We start from the raw sequence: 18,431 nt of genomic DNA, 5'->3' as shown, positions 1-18,431 counted from the left end.
CATACAACGGTGAGCGCCGTCTTCGTGCTGGACGATTGCGTCGATTGCCATAGATACGGTGGAGCTTTGGGCGCCGGCGGCTTGGCACGCTAGAATAAATCAGTTGCGCAAAGACCGCCCCGTTGTGTGGGCAGTTCATGATAGGAAGTTTCCATGGCATTGCAGTTTACAGAGCGCGAGTTCATTCCCGTGCTGCTCGGTGGCGACATCAACGCCTATTCGGTGGCGCGCGCCTTCTATGAGGAGTACCAGGTCAAGAGTCTGGTCTTTGGCAAGTATCAGACGGGTCCCGCGTACCGCAGCCAGATTATCGACTACACGCCCAACGTGGATATCGATACCATGTCCGTGATGCTCAGGACCGTCAACGGCATTGCCCAAGCGCATGCCGATAAGACGATTGTCCTTGTGGGCTGTGGCGATAACTATGTTGCCCTCGTGGCTCAGGCCAAGGATGCCCATGAGTTGGCGGATAACATCGTCGCGCCTTACGCTCCCTATAGCATGCTTGAGCAGTGTCAGAAGAAGGAGATCTTCTACGAGCTGTGCGAGAAGCATGGCGTGCCCTATCCGCATACCTTTACCTTCACCATGGCGATGCTGAACGCCCAAGGCGAGGCGCCTGCCGAAGTGCTCGACCAGATCGATTTTCCCTACCCGATGATTCTGAAGCCTTCTGACGGCATCATGTGGTGGCAGCACGAGTTCGAGGGCCAGAAAAAGGCCTATGAGATTGCCGACCGTGCCGAGCTGGAACAGGTCATTCGCGACTCGTATGCCAGCGGCTACACCGACGACCTGATCTTGCAGGATCGCGTGCCCGGCAACGACGAGTACATGCGCGTGCTCACCAGTTATTCCGACCGCAACGGCAAGGTGCGCATGATGTGCCTGGGTCACGTGCTGCTCGAGGAGCATCAGCCTCACGGTGTCGGCAACCACGCCTGTATCATCACCGAGCCCAACGACGAGCTCATGGGCGGCGTGCGCAAGTTGCTCGAGGACCTTCACTTTGTGGGCTATTCCAACTTTGACGTTAAGTACGACGAGCGCGACGGCTCGTTTAAGTTCTTCGATTTCAACACGCGCCAGGGCCGCAGCAACTACTACGTTACCAACAGCGGCTTTAACGTTGCCAAGTATGTGGTGGACGAGTATGTGTTCAACCGTCCGTTTGAGCCGGAGTTTGTGACGGCTCAGGACGAGGCCCTGTGGATGGTCGTCCCCATGGGCGTCGTCGACAAGTACGTCAAGGATCCCGAGCTGCGCGCTAAGGTGCATCGCCTGGACAAGGAAGGCAAGGGCGCCGACCCTTCGTTTATGAAGGGCGACTTTGTCTTTAACCGCTGGCTGCGCATGTGGCACACCAAGCTGCGCCACTTTAAGCTGTTCGAGACGTATTACAAGTAGATGAGTGCGGCGCCCGTCCGGTTTACATCGGGCGGGCGCGGGTATGATACGCGCAATTGCGTGGGCGTCACCAAGGAGGCGGCGATGGAAAAGCTGGGAGTTATCGGCGGCATGGGCGCCGAGGCCACGTCGTATTACTACGACCAGGTGGTACGTCATACGGCGGCTACGTGCGACCAGGAGCATATCGACATGGTGGTGCTTTCCAAGTCGACCATGCCCGACCGCACGCTGGCCATCAAGACCGGTGAGCATGCCGAGCTGCTGGCGACCATGAAGGAGTGCGCTCAGGCGCTCGAGTCGCTGGGCTGCGCGCACATAGCGATTCCCTGCAACACGTCACACTACTTCTACGACCAGATCCAGTCGTTTACGAAGGTGCCGATTATCCACATGCCGCGCGAGTCGGTGCGCTATGCTCTGGCCGGCGCGGTGATGGGGGAGTGTGAGTTCGACCCCAACCTGAGTATGCCGGCCGAGCCGGTGCATAAGATCGGCATCATGGGCACCGATGGCACCGTGGGCGCGGGCGTCTACGGCCGCGAATGTAAGGCTGCGGGTGTTGAGGTCGTCTATCCCAGCGAGAAACGTCAGAACGATGTGATGTCGCTTATCTACGATGATGTGAAAGCCGGACGTGAGCCCGATATGGATAAGTTCGACCGTGTGATGTGGGAGTTCGCCCGTAGCGGCTGCGACCGTGTCATTCTGGCCTGCACCGAGCTATCGGTGCTGCAGAAGTATCGAGAGATGCCCGAGATCACCCTCGATGCTATGGATGTCCTGGTGCGCGAATCCATCATCCGCAGCGGCGTCCCCTACCGCCTCTAGCTTCCGACCCGTCAAAAAGGGACAGGTTAATTTTGGTAGGTTTTATCTGGTGAAACAATAAAGGCCTCGGCTCGTTTGGTGCGAGCCGAGGCCTTTTGCGTTGGGCGGTTGCTGTCGGTGGCGAACTAGAACAGGAAGCCGATGGCGATGAGGGCGATGCTGACGATGAGTACGGCGATGTCCAGGCCCTTGATGGGGTAGCGCTTGTACGAGCTGGCGCGCGTGCGCAGATAGAAGCCGCGCTGTTCTGCCGCCAAGGCCGTGGCATCGGTCTTGCCCACGCTCGAGATGAGCAGCGGCACACACAGTGGCAGCATGAGCTTAAGCTTCTTGATAGGGTTCTTGGTGTCGTACTCGACGCCGCGCGCGGTCTGCGCTTCCATGATGGCGTTCATCTCCTGACCAAACACCGGCACAAAGCGCAGCGCCGTGGTAAAGGTGAAGGCATAGCGATACGGTACGTGCAGCACCTCGACGCAGGCGTTGGCAAGGTCGTTGAGCTTGGTCACCATGAGCATGAGGATGAGCGGTAACGCCACACCCAGCAGGCGCAGACAGGCCTTCGATCCTGTGATGAGGCCCGTGTCGGTGATAAAGCCCCACACAACGTTGCCATCGCGCATAAAGGCAAGCTGGAGCACCAGCATGATAAGCGCGAGCGGAATCAGCAACTTGAGCAGCGAGAGCAGACGGTCGACGACACCGGCATAGGCACCCAGCGCAAGGGTGAGTGCCAAAAAGCCCAGCAGCGCCACGTAGGTGTCGGACAAGAAGATGCCGACGATGATGGCGGCGGCGAGGCCCAGTTTGACGACGGGGTTCAGGCGATGCAGCAGCGTATCGCCCGGCATGTAGTCGATGACGTTAACCACGGCGGACCATCTCCTTGGTAATGCGAACGATATCGGTGACCTCGCTCACCTGCGCAAAAGCGGGCGAGACGGAAGATGCCAGACGGCGCGAGAGTTCAATAACCTGGGGCGGCTCAACATAGGCACGCCGCATGAGATCGATGTTCGAGAATAGCTCGTGCGTGCGGCCGCGGTCGAGGATGTGACCGTTTGCCATGACGACGATGCGCTTGGCAAAGTCGGAAACAACTTCCATATCGTGGCAGACCATGATAACGGCGCAGCCGCGCTCGGCCATGGTGCGCACCGTTTCCATGACGGTCATGCACTCGCGGTAATCAAGGCCGCTCGTGGGCTCGTCGAGCACGACGATCTTGGGCTCAACCACTACGACGGAGGCAAGCGCCACCATTTGTCGCTGGCCGCGCGAAAGTGAGAAAGGTGCCTCATCGGCAGGCAGGCCAAAGCGGTCGATAACGAGTTGAGCACGACGCAGAGCCTCGGCACGGTCGATGCCGGCAAGCTCCAGGCCAAAAGCGACCTCGTCGAGTACGGTATCCTTGCAGATCTGGCGGTCGGGGTTTTGGAAGAGCGTTGCGACTTCGCGGGCGATGCGGCTCGTGGGAACGGCCGCGGTATCCAGTCCCGTGACGCGCACGCTGCCCGAGGCGGGCTTGAGCAGGCCTGTGAGCAGCTTGGTGAGCGTGGTCTTGCCGGCACCGTTTTGGCCGACGATGCCCACGAGCTCGCCGGGATAGAGCGTCAGGTTGAGGTCGTGTACGGCGGCGCCGCCATTGGGATAGGCAAACTCAACATGGTCGAAGGTGAGTACGGGTTCGGCGTCCTTGGCATGAGGGCGCAACGACGGTGCGTGCGGTGAGCCGGCGGGTGCCTGAATGTCGCTGCTTGCGTGTGCGGGGTCGACAATGCCCGAAATCAGGCGCTCGGCCTCATCGACATCCAAGCAAGGGGTACCGCTTACCAGGCCATCGGCCTCGAGGCTATTGAAGATACGCGTGACGCGAGGGCAGTCGACGCCGATGGCACGGAGCTCGTCGGTATGCGCGAAGACCTCGTGTGGTTCGCCCTGCAGCGCGATTTCGCCATGGTTGAGCACGAGCACGCGGTTGCAGTACTCCGAGAGCAGGGCGACCTTTTGCTCAACGACGACGATGGTGATTCCAAGTGTGCGGTTTGCCTCACGCAGCGTCTCGAAGACCAACGTGGAGCTGGCGGGGTCGAGTGCCGCGGTGGGCTCGTCGAGAACCAAGACGCGCGGACGCATGGCGAGGATGGCGGCGATGGCTACCTTTTGCTTCTGTCCGCCCGAAAGGGTGGCGATCTCGCGGTCGCGCAGGTCGCTGATGCCGACGGTCTCGAGCGTTTCGCTCACGCGCTGCTCGATCTGGTCGTGGGGAACGCCAAAGTTCTCGAGGCCAAAGAGCATCTCGTCCTCGACGACCGAGGCGACCATCTGCGTGTCGATATCCTGCAGCACGCTGCCGACGATTTGCGACACGTCGGTGAGCGAGGCTTCGCAGGTGTCGTGGCCGTCAACCATGACGGACCCAAAGAACGTGCCGGTGTAGTGGTGGGGCACGGCACCCGACAGGCAGGCGGCAAGCGTGGACTTGCCGGCGCCCGAGGGCCCGATGATGCCGATGAAATCTCCCTTGTTCACGCTGAGCGAGATGTGGCTGAGCGCCTGCTCGGTCTGCGTGCCATAGGAGAACGAGACATCGTCGACGTTGATGATCGTTTCCATGGATACCTTTCATAGTCATCGGGGACGTTCTTTAATGACTAGTCGTTTAAGAACGTCCCCAAGAGCTAGTTGTTTGGGACAGTCCTTACCGATGGGGCACTGTGGGTTAGTTGAGCTTCAGGGCCTTCTGGATGGGTAGGTAGAGGGCGCCGACCAGAATGGCGTTAAAGACGGCGGTCATGGCGACGACGGGCAACATGGCGGCGGCGAGCTCGCCGACCACGCCGAGCATGGCCATCTTGATGACCATGAAGATGGCGCCGGAGACAAAGGTGGTCAGGAAGGTTGCGACAATGGCGATGGCGGGCTTGACCTGACCGTCCTTGCCGGCGGCGTTGACGATGCCGGCCATGAGCATGGCGGCGATGCCCTCGGCGGCAAAATCGACGAACGGCGAAGTGGTGGTGATCTGGATCACGGCAGCCGAGATGAGGCCAATGACGAGCGCCTGGCCGATGTTGGGGCGAACGACCAGGATGGTGAGGCAGAAGGCCGAGATGATGAACTCGGGGCTGATCATGCCGCCCGAGATGCCCGAGATTGCCTTGCCGACGGTGAAGTTGAGGATGAAGCCGGCGGCGAGCAGGATGGCGAGCAGGACGAGGGCGCGGACATCGAGTTTGCCACGGTCGGCGGTCTGGACGGTGCGGGGCTGGGTGGCGGTGGTGTTCTGAGACATGGTGAAAATCCTTTCGGAAGGGGATTGCAAGAGAAAAGCGGAGGCGCGTGATGCGAATGCGATCGGGCTCGAGATAGAAAAAGGCCCCCGGTCGAAACCGGAGGCCTTCCAATCACCTAGAGCGCAAAAACAGGCGTGAGGGACTCACTGTCGACCGATCGTATTCGCATCACGCCACCACCAGTTGTTGAGAGACTTCATCGTGTTCTTCATGTTGGTGGCTCCTTTCGTGATGCCGTGGCGCGGTCGCACCTAGTTGCTGTTGCGCTGCACTATAGCACAGCGAAGTGTGTGCGGGGAAATCTTTTTTAAAAAGATTTCAGGTGGGTTTCCCGTCGGTCAAAAAGGCGGGTTAAGCGGGCGAGGCCGCCATTGCTGCCTTGCCCGCTCAGCTAAGACGTTACTCCTTATTGCGACGGTAGAGGAAGTAACCGCCCGCGGAGATGACGGCAACGCCAGCGATGGCGAATGCAGCCACCACGCGGCCATCAAAACGATCACCGGTGGTGGGCAGGCCGCCCTTGGTGTTCGTCTTGTTGGTGGTTACCGTGGTCGTGGTGTCCGACTTGCCAGGCTTCTCGGGCTTGGTGGTGGGCTGCTCGGGCTTAGCGGGCTGCTCGGGGGTACCGGGCTGCTCAGGAGTACCAGGCTGCTCGGGGGTGCCAGGCTGATCCGGGGTTACCGGGTCGGTGGCAAGAGCGTCCTTGGCGTAGGTGATGGACACCTTGAGGCCGTTGGTCTCGGTGTTCAGGTCGCTCGGGGTGAAGGGCTGGTCGAAGTTTTCGGCCTTCTGATAGGCGCGCATCTCCTGGAGCAGGGCCTTGCACTTGACGTAGGTGTTCTCGGTAGCAGCCTTGCCGGCCTTGTTGGCCAGGGCAGTGCGGCCCTCGGGGGTCGTCTCGGCCAGCATGGCGGCGTCAACTTCCTTGTTCTGCTCGATGAGCTCGTTCTGGAGCGCATCGAGGTAGGCACGGACACTGATACCAAGGGTGTCAGGGTTCTCAAAGCAGAGCGAGCTGATGTCCATGAGGACGTAGTTGATTGAGTTCTCGGGCTCCTCGTTGTACACGACGTCCGTCTCTTTGCAGTGGTCGAAGGAGACGGTCTGGTCGCTGAAATACGGGCTAACCTCGGTGAGCAGTGCGGAGTAGAAGGGGATGGCGACGGAGTACGCGGCGCGGGAGAGCATTTCCCACTGGATTGTTGCAACCTGGGGATCAAGACCGTTGCGAACCTGGAAGACGTGAATCTCGGTGTTGCGCTCGGTGCCGATGGCATAGGCACCGTCAGTGTTGGCGTTAAGGCCCGGGGTATTCTCGCCACGGTTACCGAGAGAGCGAATCATCTCAAAGGTAGTCCAGTCTGTCTTTCCGGGCTGGAAGAACAGCGGCTGCATCTCGTGGACCAAGGCGCCGGTCGTGGCGCGAGCCTCTTCGCGCTCGTCCTTGACGATCTCGTAGTCGGTGCCCTCCTGGAGCTCGTTGCCAAAGTAGTTACGGCCCTGGACGTAGCGGGTCCACTGGTGCATACCGGAATTCTGAATGGTCTCGCCATAGGTTGCGGCGACGTCGAACTTGCCGTCGGTGTACTCGGCAAAGCCCTTCTCCTTAGGCATGGACTCGATGCCCTCGGAGTGCAGGCAGTTCTCGGGGTCGTTGAGGTCGACATCGTAGTTGAGGTTGCCGATGTTGGGGTTGATCGAGGCGACGTCGTCGGCGAGCTTCATGCCGATCCACTGGTGACCGGAAAGCGCGGCAAACAGCCAGGTCTCGTTGTTGTCGGCGATGATGATCTGGTCGTTGGAGCAGACGCCCTGCTCGTCAATCAGGCTGCCGAGGAGCTCGACGCCCTCGCGGGCCGTGGCGCTCTCGCCCAGGATGACGCTGGCGTAGTTGTACTCGCCGATGCCGGTGTTAGTCAGGGGGTCTGCTGTCTCGGCATCTGCATTCATACTGGTGCTTAGCGTGGCGGAGCAGGATACGCCCTTCTCGTTGATGCCTGCTTCAGAGTAGGCATCCCAGCGGTTGTCCCACTGGGAGGGATGGTCGCGTACATAGGTGTAGCGATACGTGGTCTTGGTCGAGGTGTACATGAACGAAGACTCGTCCGAGCTGTACGTATGTCCCGGGCCGTGAGAGGGCTCAATGCCAAAGTGCTTAAGATAGCGCGGGCCATAGTCCTCGGAACGGCCGTAGTACGTGTTGCCGTCGGCCGTAAGGTTTTTGCCCATGTAGACCTGCGTGCAAGCGAGTGCAGAGGTCGGCATGGACATGATGGTTGCAGCTCCAAATGCAAGGCCTATACCAAGCTTCTTGAGCGCGTTGACGGGATGAGTTTTACTCATGTTCCCTCCCAGCGTGCGAAAGCCCTCTGTCTCCAGAGGGCTTCAGCCAATAAATACTCTCCCCAAGCGTAACGAATTCGAAACAATATACATTTATGAAAGATTTTTACTCGATAAGCGTAGTGAAAAATGCGATGAACGGTTAAATGTACTCATTTACTAGGTAATTCAATCTGCATATCGCCAGCAAATGATGTAGCTAAGTAAAGTGTCGCAAAAAATGATGGACCCCTCGCCGCCACGTTGTGTCATGCCGATGAGGGGTCCGGGTTTGCGCGTGCTGTGAAAGAGCGGTGGCTACTTCTTTCGGCGGTGAATCACGTTGATGGCGTAACCGACGAGCATGGCCAGAACGATGACGATAAAGCCGAGCAGGGGATTGTCGTTCATGGGGTCCTCCTATTTTCCGAGCGGGGAGAATTCGTCGACGATGAGGTCGAGGCATTGCGGAAGCGCGCGGGCACCAAAGACGCCCGAATTGCTGGAGATAATCTCGCCATCGAACTGCATGCCCAGCGATGGCGTGCAGGTGATCTTGGCTTCCTTGGTCTGGATGATCTTGAACTGCGGGCGCCCGAGTACCTTGCCGGCGGGGTCGAGTGCGGCGGTGATCACGGTGGGCAGGAGCTGGACGGTTTTTACGGGCTCGATGACCGCGATGTCGACCATGCCGTCGTTCATGCGGCAGCTGGGGAACAGGTTGATGTCGTTTTGGATGACCGAGGTATTGCCTGCCATGCAGCAGATGCCGTCGAGCTCCTCGACAATGCCGTCGTGCTCAATGGTAAAGTGCGCCACCGTGGGATTGGGCGTGGCGAGAGCGGAGAGGAAGTAGGCGATCTCGCCGATGTCGTTTTTGGTGGGAGCGGCCTTCATCATGATCTCGGCGTCGAAGCCCGAGCCGGCGATGATGATGAAGCCGTGGCGCTTCTCTCTGCCGTTCTCGTCGAGCCAAAAGAGCTCGCCCATGTCCACTTTGACCGTGCGACCGGCGCGGCAAGCCTTGGCGAGCGCCGCCGCCTCAGGGGCATTGCCGATGTTGTTGAAGAACAGGCAGGCCGTGCCGGAGGGGAAGACGAGCGTGGGGACGCCGCATCCGCGCATCTGGTCGAGAACGTTGGAGACGGTGCCGTCGCCGCCCGAAATCACCACGCGATCAAACTCGCGCACGTCTGCCACGGCGTCCTCGGGTTCCATGCCGTCGCCGATAAAACGCATCACGACCTCGTCGCCGCCCTGCGCGAGGGCGTGCGTGAATGCGTAGATTTCATCTGAGCTGGGGCCCGATGCCGGGTTGTGGATGATAAGGCAGCGCATACTTACGTTCCCGTTCTGTGACTAACCGAGTATAGTTGTAAGACAATGCCGTTATCCTACCCGTGTTTTTCGGGCCTAACCTTATTCGATGGGTTGATATGTACATTTCCACACATCAGGCTCTACTCGACTTTTGCCAGCGCGCCCGTGAGTTTGACGCGATTGCCGTCGATACCGAGTTTTTGCGCGAGCGCACGTTCCATCCGCGCCTGTGTTTGGTTCAGATTGCCACCCCTGCCGAGAGCGTCGCGGTCGACCCTCTGGTGATCGACGACCTGTCGCCGCTGGCCGAGCTTATGGCTGACGAGAGCGTGACCAAGGTGTTCCATGCTTGCTCGCAGGACATGGAAGTTATGCTTCATACCGTAGGCGTGTTGCCGCGTCCGATTTTTGACACGCAGGTGGCCGCCGCCTTTTTGGGCGAACGTCAGCAGATTTCCTACGGCGCGCTCGTGCAGACGTTTTGCGGCGTCTCATTGCCCAAGACTGAGTCGCTGACCGACTGGTCGCGTCGCCCGCTGACCGATAAGCAGATTGAGTATGCGATCGATGACGTCAAGTACCTGATCGTCGCCTATACCGAGATGATGAGCCGCCTGCGCGAGCTGGGCCGTGTGGACTGGGTGCTCGACGAGCTGCGCCCGCTGGCTGACGAGTCGCACTATCGCGCCGATCGCCACGAGGCGTTCCGTAAGGTCAAACGCATCAATTCGTGCAGCCGTCACCAGTTGGGCATCGCGCGCGAGCTCGCCGCCTGGCGCGAGGACCGCGCCGAGCGCCGTAACATCCCGCGCAAGTGGGTCATGTCCGACGACACGCTGCTTGCGCTCGTTAAGCGCAATCCTGTGCGCGTTGAGGAGTTCCGTAGCATTCGCGGTACCGACCAGTTGGGGGAGCGCGACGTGGACGGTGCGCTCATGGCCATCAAGCGTGGCGCAAGCTGCCCGCACGATCGTCTGCCGCTCATGGTGCGTGGGCATCACCAGATCTCGCCGGAGCTGGAGAGCGTGACGGACCTCATGTATGCGCTTATTCGCCTGGTTGCCGAACGATCGGGCGTGGCGACCTCGGTTATTGCCTCGCGCGATGACCTGGCCGATTACATCGAGCATCCTGAGCAAAGCCCCCTGCGCGAAGGCTGGCGTTTTGAGCTTGTGGGTTCGCGCCTGGACGATCTGCTTTCCGGCAATATGGGACTCACCGTGAAGGACGGCAAAATCGAGCTCCTGTAAGGAAGCCTAGCCGCTTGAGTGGGTAGAATGCCTCCAACGTGTAACTCGATTCGGAGGAATTCGCATGCCCTATTACTATGGATACGGCTTTGGTATCGACCCGCTGTACCTGCTGGTTGTGCTTGTCTGCACGGTGCTTGGCCTTGCCGCGCAGAGCTATATCAATTCGACGTACAAGACGTGGTCCAAGGTTCGCTCGGACGGCGACACGGGCGCCAGGGTCGCTCGCCGCATGCTCGACGCCAACGGCTGCAATGCCGTGGGTATCAAGGGTGTCGCCGGTGAGCTCACTGACCATTACAACCCGCAGGACAACAACCTGTATCTGTCGGATTCCAACCGTTCGGGCGGCTCGGTCGCAAGCGTTGCTGTCGCTTGTCACGAGGCAGGCCATGCCACGCAGCGTCAAAGCGGCTATGCCATGATGAAGGTACGTACCGCCCTCGTGCCGGTCGTCAACTTTACCCAGAACACCTGGACCATCGTGTTGCTCTTGGGCCTGTTTATGAACATCGCGGGACTCACGACCCTCGCGCTGATCTTCTTCTCGTTTAGCGTGCTGTTCCAGCTCGTTACGCTGCCGGTCGAGATTGACGCCAGCCGCCGCGCCGTGGCGTATATCGAGCAGTCGGGCATGAGTTCCAAGCAGGTCAACGGTGCCAAGAAGGTGCTGACGGCCGCCGCGCTTACCTATGTTGCCGCTGCGCTCACCTCGATTATTCAGCTGCTCTATCTTATGGCTCGCTACAACAGAAACTCCAACCGATAACAAATGGGACAGGCAGGCGCCGCGGGGATTCGTGTCCTCGCGGCGCTGTACTATGTGTTGGACTTGAATTTGCGCAGGGCCGGAGCCCTTGTGCACGATGACGAAAGGAGGCTGCGTGGCAGGCTGGAATCTAACCGGCAATGCCGTTTCCGCCGAGTTCGACGGTTCGGACGAGCAGGAGCGTAAGGAGCTCAGCGTGAGCCAGGCGGTAGAGATCGCCGCCGGTGCGCTCGATGCCATTCCGCAGCTGAGTGTCCTGGGCGAGGTCACGGGTTTCCGTGGTCCCAACGCCCGAAGCGGCCACTGCTACTTCCAGATTAAAGACGACTCGGCCGCCGTCGACTGCATCATCTGGAAGGGCGCCTATCTCAAGCGCACCTTCGATTTGCGCGACGGCATGCAGGTGAGCTTTAAGGGCAGCTTCAATCTCTATAAGGCCACGGGCCGCATGAGCTTTGTTGCCCGCTCGTTTTCGTTGGCGGGGGAGGGCCTGCTGCGTCAACAAGTGGCGCAACTGGCCGAAAAGCTACGCCGCGAGGGCCTGATGGACGAAGCGCGCAAGCGCCGCATCCCGGTGTTCTGCTCCTGCGTGGCGGTCGTCACCTCGCTTTCGGGTGCCGTAATCGACGACGTCAAGCGCACGTTGCGTCGTCGCAACCCGCTCGTCGAGCTCGTTTGCGTGGGCGCCAAGGTTCAAGGCGAGGGTGCGCCGGCCGAGCTCATTGAGGGCTTGCGCCGCGCCGCTTCCATTACGCCGGCGCCCGACTGTATTTTGCTGGTGCGCGGCGGCGGTTCCTTTGAGGACCTCATGACCTTTAATGACGAGGAGCTTGCCCGCGCGGTGGCGGCTTGTCCTGTGCCCGTGGTGACCGGCATTGGCCATGAGCCCGATACCTCGATTTGCGACATGGTGAGCGACCGACGCGCCTCCACGCCCACGGCGGCGGCAGAATCGGTGGCGCCGGCTATGACGGAGTTGGCCGATGTGCTCGAGGCGCGCCATCAGCGTCTGGGTGCCGCGATGGCATCGATGATTGGGTCGGCCCAGGTCGACCTGGAGATGCTCGATCAGCGCGGTCGCCGTGCCTGGGATACCTATACGGCTCGCTTGGGTGATGCGCTCGATGCCGCTGCGTGTCGCCCGTGCCTCAACGACCCCACATTTATGGTCGAGCGTCGCGAATCGGAGCTTGCGCTGACTGCCGATCGCCTGTCGGGCGCCATAGTACGCTCGGTCGGGACATTCCGCTCCAACTTTGAGCGCTTGCCCGAGCGTCTGATTACAAGCACCTCGGGGCTCGATGGTAAGCGCCATGCGCTCACGCTTGCGAGTTCCCGCCTAGAGCATCAAGGGCGCACGATGCTCAGCAGGCCAGCGTCCGACCTGAGCCGTGCGGCAGCGTCGCTCGATGCCCTGTCGCCGCTCAAAGTGCTTGCTCGCGGCTATTCCATCGCGTACAGCGATGATGGTGTGGCTACGAGTGCCAAGACCTTTAAGCCTGGCGACGCCATTCGCGTGCGCATGGCAGACGGCAACGTGGCAGCAACGGTCGATACGGTCGAGTAGACCGCGTTTCGCAGTGATAGACCCTTAGGAAAGGAAACAGATATGGCAGAGAAGACCCCGGTAGAGCAGCTTACGTACAAGCAGGCCTCGCAGGAGCTGGAGCTCATCATCCGCAGCCTGGAGTCGGGCGATATGGAGCTCGAGGAGTCGCTCGAGAGCTACACCCGCGGCGTCGAGCTCCTCAAAAGCCTGCGCACCCGCCTGTCCGATGCCGAGCAGAAGGTCTCGGTGCTCCTTAAGGACGTCGACGGCAACGACGTGCTCGCCGACGGCGAGGCCGCCAACACCGATGATAACCTTTCGTTCTAAGCATCTCGACCAAATATAATTACCTTGGTCTGTAAGAAAGGAACCAGCTATGTGCGATTGCATCTTCTGTAAAATTGCCAACCACGAGATCCCCTCGACCGTTGTCTATGAGGACGACCAGGTCATCGCCTTCGACGACCTCAACCCGCAGGCGCCGGTCCACACGCTCGTGATCCCCAAGAAGCACTACAGCGACATCGCCGACAACGTGCCTGCCGAGACCATGGGCGCCATGGCTCACGCCATCCAGGAGGTCGCCAAGGCCAAGGGACTGGAGGACGGTTTCCGCGTCATTTCCAACAAGGGTGTCAACGCCGGCCAGACCGTCATGCACTTCCATATGCACGTCCTCGGCGGCAAAAACCTGGGCGAGAACCTCATCTGAGGGCGCGTAGCCCGTCGACTTGGCTGCCTTTGGAGTAATCTATGCAGCTTTCTCAACTCGAATACCTTCAAGCGGTAGCGAACTATGGCGGCGTGCGCAAAGCAGCTCGCGCCGTTCATGTGAGTCCGCAGGCTGTTTCGTCGGCAATCAAAAAGTTGGAATCTGAGTATCAGATTGTTTTGCTCAACCGATCGGCGGGGGAGGCTGTTTTGTCTTCGGCGGGCAGAGAATTTGCGCGTCGTGCACGCGTGATCCTGGCACAAGTCGACGATCTCAAAAAGTACGCTCAATCGGGGAGCGACGGCGTTTCGCCCGATGGCCACTTTCGTCTTTACGCCCCCTGCCTTCATGGGCGGGGGCGCCTTTTTGCCGAAAACTGGTATGACTCGTTTGAACGCTCGCATCCTCAGATTCACCTTGATGTGTGGCATCAGCCAACGGCTACATGCTTTGAATCACTTGTGCTTGGTATTTCGGATGCGGCCATCTCATTTGAGGAACCAAGGGACAGTGTCCTTTCTTCGAAATACTTGGGTGAAAAGGAGCTCAAGGTTCTTTCATGCCCAGCGGGTCATCAATCTGTGGGCGCCATGACCATTCGCGAGTTACTGGGCGGCAGGCTCGCTGTTCCCATTAATTTGTCACCCTGTCTCAATGCAATCAATCAATGTCCCGAAGCCCAGCTCGTCAATTTTCGCTTCCGTGATGTTGAATACGGAAGCAGGGCTCAGACTGAGTTTCTTCAAGCCGGGGGATTGATATTGAGTTTGTCTGGGTCCTCTCTCGCATCGGATGGGTCAGAAGTGAGTGAGTGCTCCATTGAAGGTTCGCGTGATGTAACCTTGCCTATCTACTTTTGCTATCGGCAAAATTCCTGGACTGATCGACACCAGACGGTTTTTCTGCACCTATTGCGTCATCTTGCTTCGTGAGATTAATTGGCTTCGAGGCATCAAGTGATTATTGACGCCTTGTAACACATAGCTGACAGCTTTGCCCTCATGCTTTTCCAAGATTCCGATTTAGATTGCTGACTCTTGGAGGGCGGAGCATGAAAAACCGTACGGTTTTGCTTTATATGACGTTCGTTTTTCTGTCGAACTTCAGCACCATCTTGTATTTTCTAACTGTCTACCTTGAGTTCGTCGGACTTTCGATGGTATCGATTTCCAGCATGATGATTGCATATCAAGTGAGCAAGTTCATCCTTGAAGTTCCCACTGGCTATATTGCTGATAGGTTTGGACGAAAGACAAGCGGTCTCGTTGGCGTCGTGGGAATGCTTGGATACTACGCCGCCCTGCTTCTCGTCCGTTCTCCCCTGCTTTTAATCGGTGCGTTCGCTCTCAAGGGTTTTGCCGTTGCGTGTGTGAGCGGATCCATCGAAGCGATTTACATTGACAGCGTCTCTCAGGACCAGCTCGTAAGACTTAATGTCGTTGAGCGATTTGTTTTCTATGCCTCTTATGCCATCTCCGCTTGCGTGGGCGGTTTCATTTCGTCCGTCGGTGCATATCTCATTGGTCTTTCGGCAGATATCATCGCAATGGTGTTGACGTTGGTTGTCGTTGTCTGCATTCCTGAGATGCGAAGAGGGGGCACTGCGACGACACCTGAACATGGGATTAGCCCGAAGATGATCGGTGCCGCTATTGCGGGTAATGGCATTCTTCGTTCAGCGTTCATCATGGACTGTTCTCAGGCATTTGCTTTTGTCGCCCTGGAAGACTTTTTATCACTGCTGCTTGCGGGTCGCGGAATGAATGCCGTCGCTTCGGGTGTGACCATTGCGGTCCAGCTCCTTGCCTCGGCCTCCATGGGACTTATTGTGCCCTGTGCGATTGCTCATGTCGACAAGGGCCGCTTTGCGCGTATTTGCGGCATCGTGCGCCTTTTCCTGACAGCTTTGTTTTTGATTCCCCTTACTCCGGCTAATTTGCTGCCCGTGTTCTATGTGCTGCAGACGGTTGCGTACTCGTTATTTGCTCCAATTAAATACTCAATTTTTCAAAAAGCAGCCGATTCTTCGATGCGCTGTTCACTGATTTCGGTTCAAAGCCAGATGGTGGCGGTGGGCGCCATCCTTTTCTATCTGTTCAATGCTGCGTTGAGCAGCATCGCGGGCATTCGAGTCATATTGCTTGTCGCACTCGGAATCTCTTCTTTGGTGTATATCCCCGCGCTCTTTCGTCTTACAAGCCAAAGGACATGGGTATTTAGACACCGATAACTTATATATCAACGCAATAAACCCGAGCGCGAGGGCGTTTGGGTTTATTATTGAAACGTATGTAACCTGGCGGCGCCACACCGCCTGTTAGTAGGGAGACACATGAACGTTCTGGTCGTCAACGCAGGATCTTCGACCCTTAAGTATCAGGTCATCGATACCAAGTCCCACAAGGTGTCCGCAAAGGGCTCCTGCGAGCGCGTCTGCTTTACCGGCGGCACTTTCACCCATGCTGCCAACGGCTCCAAGAAGGTGACCGAGAACATCGAGTTCCCCGACCACAAGGTCGCCATCGAGGTTGTCCTGAAGGACCTCGAGGCCAACGGCGTCAAGATTGAGGGTATCGGCCACCGTATCGTTCAGGGTGGTTGGTACTTTGGCGATTCCTCCCTCGTCGACGAGGATGTCCTCGCCAAGATCCGCGAGGTCGCTCCGCTCGCCCCGCTGCACAACAACCCCGAGGCCAACGTTATCGAGTACTGCCTGGAGCAGTATCCCGACCTGCCCAACGTTACGGTTTACGACACCGCTTTCCACTTCAACATGCCCGAGGTCGCCAAGACTTACGCCCTGCCCAAGGACGTCTGCGACAAGCTGCACATCCGTAAGTACGGCGCCCACGGCACCAGCTACCGTTACATCTCCAAGAAGGTCGCCGAGATGACCAACGGCGAGGCCCGCAAGGTCGTCGTGTGCCATATCGGCTCCGGCGCTTCCCTGTGCGCCATCGAGGACGGCAAGTGCATGGACACCACCATGGGCTTGACGCCGCTCGACGGCGTTATGATGGGCACCCGCTGCGGCTCCATCGACCCGGCTACCGTGTGCTACCTGCAGCGCGAGGGCGGCTACACCTTCGACGAGGTCGACGAGATGATGAACAAGAAGTCCGGCCTTTTGGCTGTGACCGGCGGCAAGACCAACGACTGCCGCAACGTCGAGGAGCTCGCCGCTGCCGGTGACCCCGAGGCCCAGCTTGCCTTCGATATGTTCGTCTACAAGATTGCCGCCAAGGCTGCCGAGATGGCCACCTCCATGTGCGGTATGGACACCCTGGTCTTCACTGCCGGCATCGGTGAGCACGCTCCTGCCGTCCGCGCCGGCGTGGCCGACCGCCTGGCCTTTATGGGCGTCAAGATGGATCATGCCCGCAACGCCCTGCGTGGTGACGGCGCATGGTGCCTGTCTGCCAAGGATTCCAAGGTTAAGATTTTCGTTATCCCCACGGACGAGGAGTTCATGATCGCTTCCGACGTCGAGCGCATCGTCAACGGCAAGTAATTGCAAAAGGGGAGGGGCTGGACGACCGAGCGCCGTTCGGCCCCTCTTTTGTGCTCGTTGGGCGATATGCCTGATAGTTATTTATTAATCTGTGATAACTTCTTATTAACATGCGGCCGCCTTAAGGGGTCTGCGCCGACCGTATCGCACTGCAAAGGAGTCTCATGAACGTACTTGTTGTCAACGCCGGTAGCTCAAGCCTTAAATATCAGCTTTTGGATACCGATACCCGCGAGGTTTTCGCCAAGGGCAACTGCGAACGTATCGGTTCGGACATGGGCATCTTTGGCCACTCCGAGAACGGTGGCGCCAAGCAAACCGAGGAGGTCCCCTTCCCGGACCACCGTTCGGCTATCGCACGTGTGCTCGAGGAGCTCGAGAAGACCGACTTTACGATCGATGGCATTGGGCATCGTATCGTTCAGGGTGGCTGGTACTTTGACGATTCCGCGGTCGTCGACGATGAGGTCATGGCTAAGATTCTCGAGGTGGCACCGCTTGCCCCGCTGCACAACTACGGCGAGGCAGCGGCAATCGAGTATTGTCGCGAGAAGTATCCGGAGCTGCCCAACGTGGCCGTCTTCGACACCTCGTTCCACATGACTATGCCCGAGGTCGCCTACACCTACGCCCTGCCCAAGGACGTGTGTAACAAGTACCACGTGCGCAAGTACGGCGCCCACGGTACGAGCCACCGCTACGAGTGGATGATGGCCAAGGAGATCCTGGGTTCGCGCTGCCACCGTCTGCTTTCGTGTCATCTGGGCAACGGCGCTTCGCTCGCCGCCATCGAGGACGGTGTATGCCGCGATACCACGATGGGCCTCACGCCGCTCGACGGCCTGATGATGGGCACCCGTTGTGGTTCCATTGACCCGGCTACCGTGTGCTACCTGCAGCGCGAGGGCGGCTACAGCTACCAGGAAGTCGATGACATGATGAACAAGCAGTCTGGTCTGCTTGCCATCTCGGGCATCTCCAACGACGCCCGTGACATCCGTACGCGCGCCTCCGAGGGCGACGAGCGCTGCCTGCTCGCCTTCGATATGTTCGCCTACAAGGCCATGCAGCAGGCCGGCTCCATGATCGCTTCCATGGCGGGCGTGGACACCATTACCTTTACCGCCGGCATTGGCGAGAACGACTGGTCGATCCGCAAGGCTTTCTGCGACTGCTTCGAGTGGCTGGGCGTGCGCATCGACAACAACAAGAACCGCGAGGCCGTGGGTAACGGCCCGCAGGTCATCAGCGCCGCCGGCTCTTCCGTCACGGTCATGGTCATCCCCACCGACGAGGAATACATGATCGCCCACGACATCGAGCGTTTGACCAAGAACAACTAACGCATTCGTCTGTAATTGACAAAAAGGCCTCCAGAGCAACAGTGAACTGCGCCCCAATTCTTGGACGGGCTAATAAGCGGCCTACGCCGCACATAGGGACTGATTCCGGAATTCCTCC

16 protein-coding genes are annotated in these 18,431 nt (G+C 58.9%); 11 read left to right on the top strand and 5 right to left on the bottom strand.

The genetic code is table 11. From position 1 onward, the window contains the following. The first annotated feature begins 153 nt into the window (after window positions 1-153). Together PMW70_RS08460 and PMW70_RS08455 are read left to right on the top strand one after the other, a co-directional pair. A complete protein-coding gene (locus PMW70_RS08460) occupies window positions 154-1,410 on the top strand; it encodes a carboxylate--amine ligase (protein WP_271744576.1) in 1,257 nt (418 codons plus the stop codon). A gap of 84 nt (window positions 1,411-1,494) precedes the next feature. Then, on the top strand, window positions 1,495-2,241 hold the full coding sequence (locus tag PMW70_RS08455; protein ID WP_271744575.1) for an aspartate/glutamate racemase family protein: 747 nt from the start codon (window positions 1,495-1,497) through the stop codon (window positions 2,239-2,241). A 125-nt stretch (window positions 2,242-2,366) separates the two neighbouring features. Here the strand turns inward: PMW70_RS08455 and PMW70_RS08450 are convergent, their stop codons facing one another. From PMW70_RS08450 to PMW70_RS08430, 5 genes are all read right to left on the bottom strand, one after another. After that, window positions 2,367-3,113: an energy-coupling factor transporter transmembrane component T family protein gene (locus PMW70_RS08450; protein ID WP_117773924.1), complete on the bottom strand. Its 747-nt coding sequence runs from the start codon at window positions 3,111-3,113 to the stop codon at window positions 2,367-2,369. Further along, the gene (locus PMW70_RS08445) at window positions 3,106-4,857 is read right to left on the bottom strand and encodes an ABC transporter ATP-binding protein (RefSeq protein ID WP_271744574.1); all 1,752 of its coding nucleotides are present in this window, start codon (window positions 4,855-4,857) and stop codon (window positions 3,106-3,108) included. Before PMW70_RS08445 ends, PMW70_RS08450 begins: the two co-directional genes overlap by 8 nt. Before the next feature lie 106 nt (window positions 4,858-4,963). Next, window positions 4,964-5,536, bottom strand: a complete 573-nt coding sequence (locus PMW70_RS08440; protein ID WP_271742898.1) for a hypothetical protein — start codon at window positions 5,534-5,536, stop codon at window positions 4,964-4,966. Window positions 5,537-5,936: 400 nt separating this feature from the next. Then, window positions 5,937-7,880, bottom strand: coding sequence for a C69 family dipeptidase (locus PMW70_RS08435; protein ID WP_271744573.1), 1,944 nt, complete (start codon window positions 7,878-7,880; stop codon window positions 5,937-5,939). A 399-nt stretch (window positions 7,881-8,279) separates the two neighbouring features. After that, entirely contained in the window at window positions 8,280-9,197 is a 918-nt protein-coding gene (locus PMW70_RS08430; RefSeq protein WP_271744572.1) for a diacylglycerol/lipid kinase family protein, read from the bottom strand. Between the two features lie 98 nt (window positions 9,198-9,295). Here PMW70_RS08430 and rnd point away from each other — a divergent pair, with 98 nt between their 5' ends. From rnd to PMW70_RS08385, 9 genes are all read left to right on the top strand, one after another. Beyond that, entirely contained in the window at window positions 9,296-10,429 is a 1,134-nt protein-coding gene (rnd, locus tag PMW70_RS08425; RefSeq protein ID WP_161144751.1) for a ribonuclease D, read from the top strand. 64 nt (window positions 10,430-10,493) lie between these two features. Continuing rightward, window positions 10,494-11,198: a zinc metallopeptidase gene (locus PMW70_RS08420; protein WP_117840204.1), complete on the top strand. Its 705-nt coding sequence runs from the start codon at window positions 10,494-10,496 to the stop codon at window positions 11,196-11,198. Between the two features lie 115 nt (window positions 11,199-11,313). Next, window positions 11,314-12,765, top strand: a complete 1,452-nt coding sequence (xseA, locus tag PMW70_RS08415; protein WP_334203918.1) for an exodeoxyribonuclease VII large subunit — start codon at window positions 11,314-11,316, stop codon at window positions 12,763-12,765. A 42-nt stretch (window positions 12,766-12,807) separates the two neighbouring features. Then, window positions 12,808-13,074, top strand: coding sequence for an exodeoxyribonuclease VII small subunit (xseB, locus tag PMW70_RS08410; RefSeq protein WP_006234311.1), 267 nt, complete (start codon window positions 12,808-12,810; stop codon window positions 13,072-13,074). 49 nt (window positions 13,075-13,123) lie between these two features. Next, window positions 13,124-13,459, top strand: a complete 336-nt coding sequence (locus PMW70_RS08405; protein WP_035137921.1) for a histidine triad nucleotide-binding protein — start codon at window positions 13,124-13,126, stop codon at window positions 13,457-13,459. Window positions 13,460-13,500: 41 nt separating this feature from the next. Next, window positions 13,501-14,391 carry a LysR family transcriptional regulator gene (locus PMW70_RS08400; protein WP_118448949.1) on the top strand — a complete coding sequence of 297 codons (891 nt, stop codon included), beginning with the start codon at window positions 13,501-13,503 and terminating at the stop codon, window positions 14,389-14,391. Window positions 14,392-14,510: 119 nt separating this feature from the next. Then, complete coding sequence (locus PMW70_RS08395) at window positions 14,511-15,689, top strand: MFS transporter (RefSeq protein ID WP_118448946.1); 1,179 nt, start codon at window positions 14,511-14,513, stop codon at window positions 15,687-15,689. A gap of 102 nt (window positions 15,690-15,791) precedes the next feature. Further along, window positions 15,792-16,970: an acetate/propionate family kinase gene (locus PMW70_RS08390; RefSeq protein WP_006234305.1), complete on the top strand. Its 1,179-nt coding sequence runs from the start codon at window positions 15,792-15,794 to the stop codon at window positions 16,968-16,970. Window positions 16,971-17,134: 164 nt separating this feature from the next. After that, complete coding sequence (locus PMW70_RS08385; RefSeq protein ID WP_271744570.1) at window positions 17,135-18,313, top strand: acetate/propionate family kinase; 1,179 nt, start codon at window positions 17,135-17,137, stop codon at window positions 18,311-18,313. Window positions 18,314-18,431 lie beyond the last annotated feature (118 nt).

This window comes from Collinsella aerofaciens (assembly GCF_028209625.1).
In the GTDB taxonomy this organism is placed as follows: Bacteria; Actinomycetota; Coriobacteriia; order Coriobacteriales; family Coriobacteriaceae; genus Collinsella; species Collinsella aerofaciens_AM.
The sequence above is the reverse complement of the archived record's forward strand: the minus strand, read 5'-3'. Positions and strand labels throughout refer to the sequence as shown.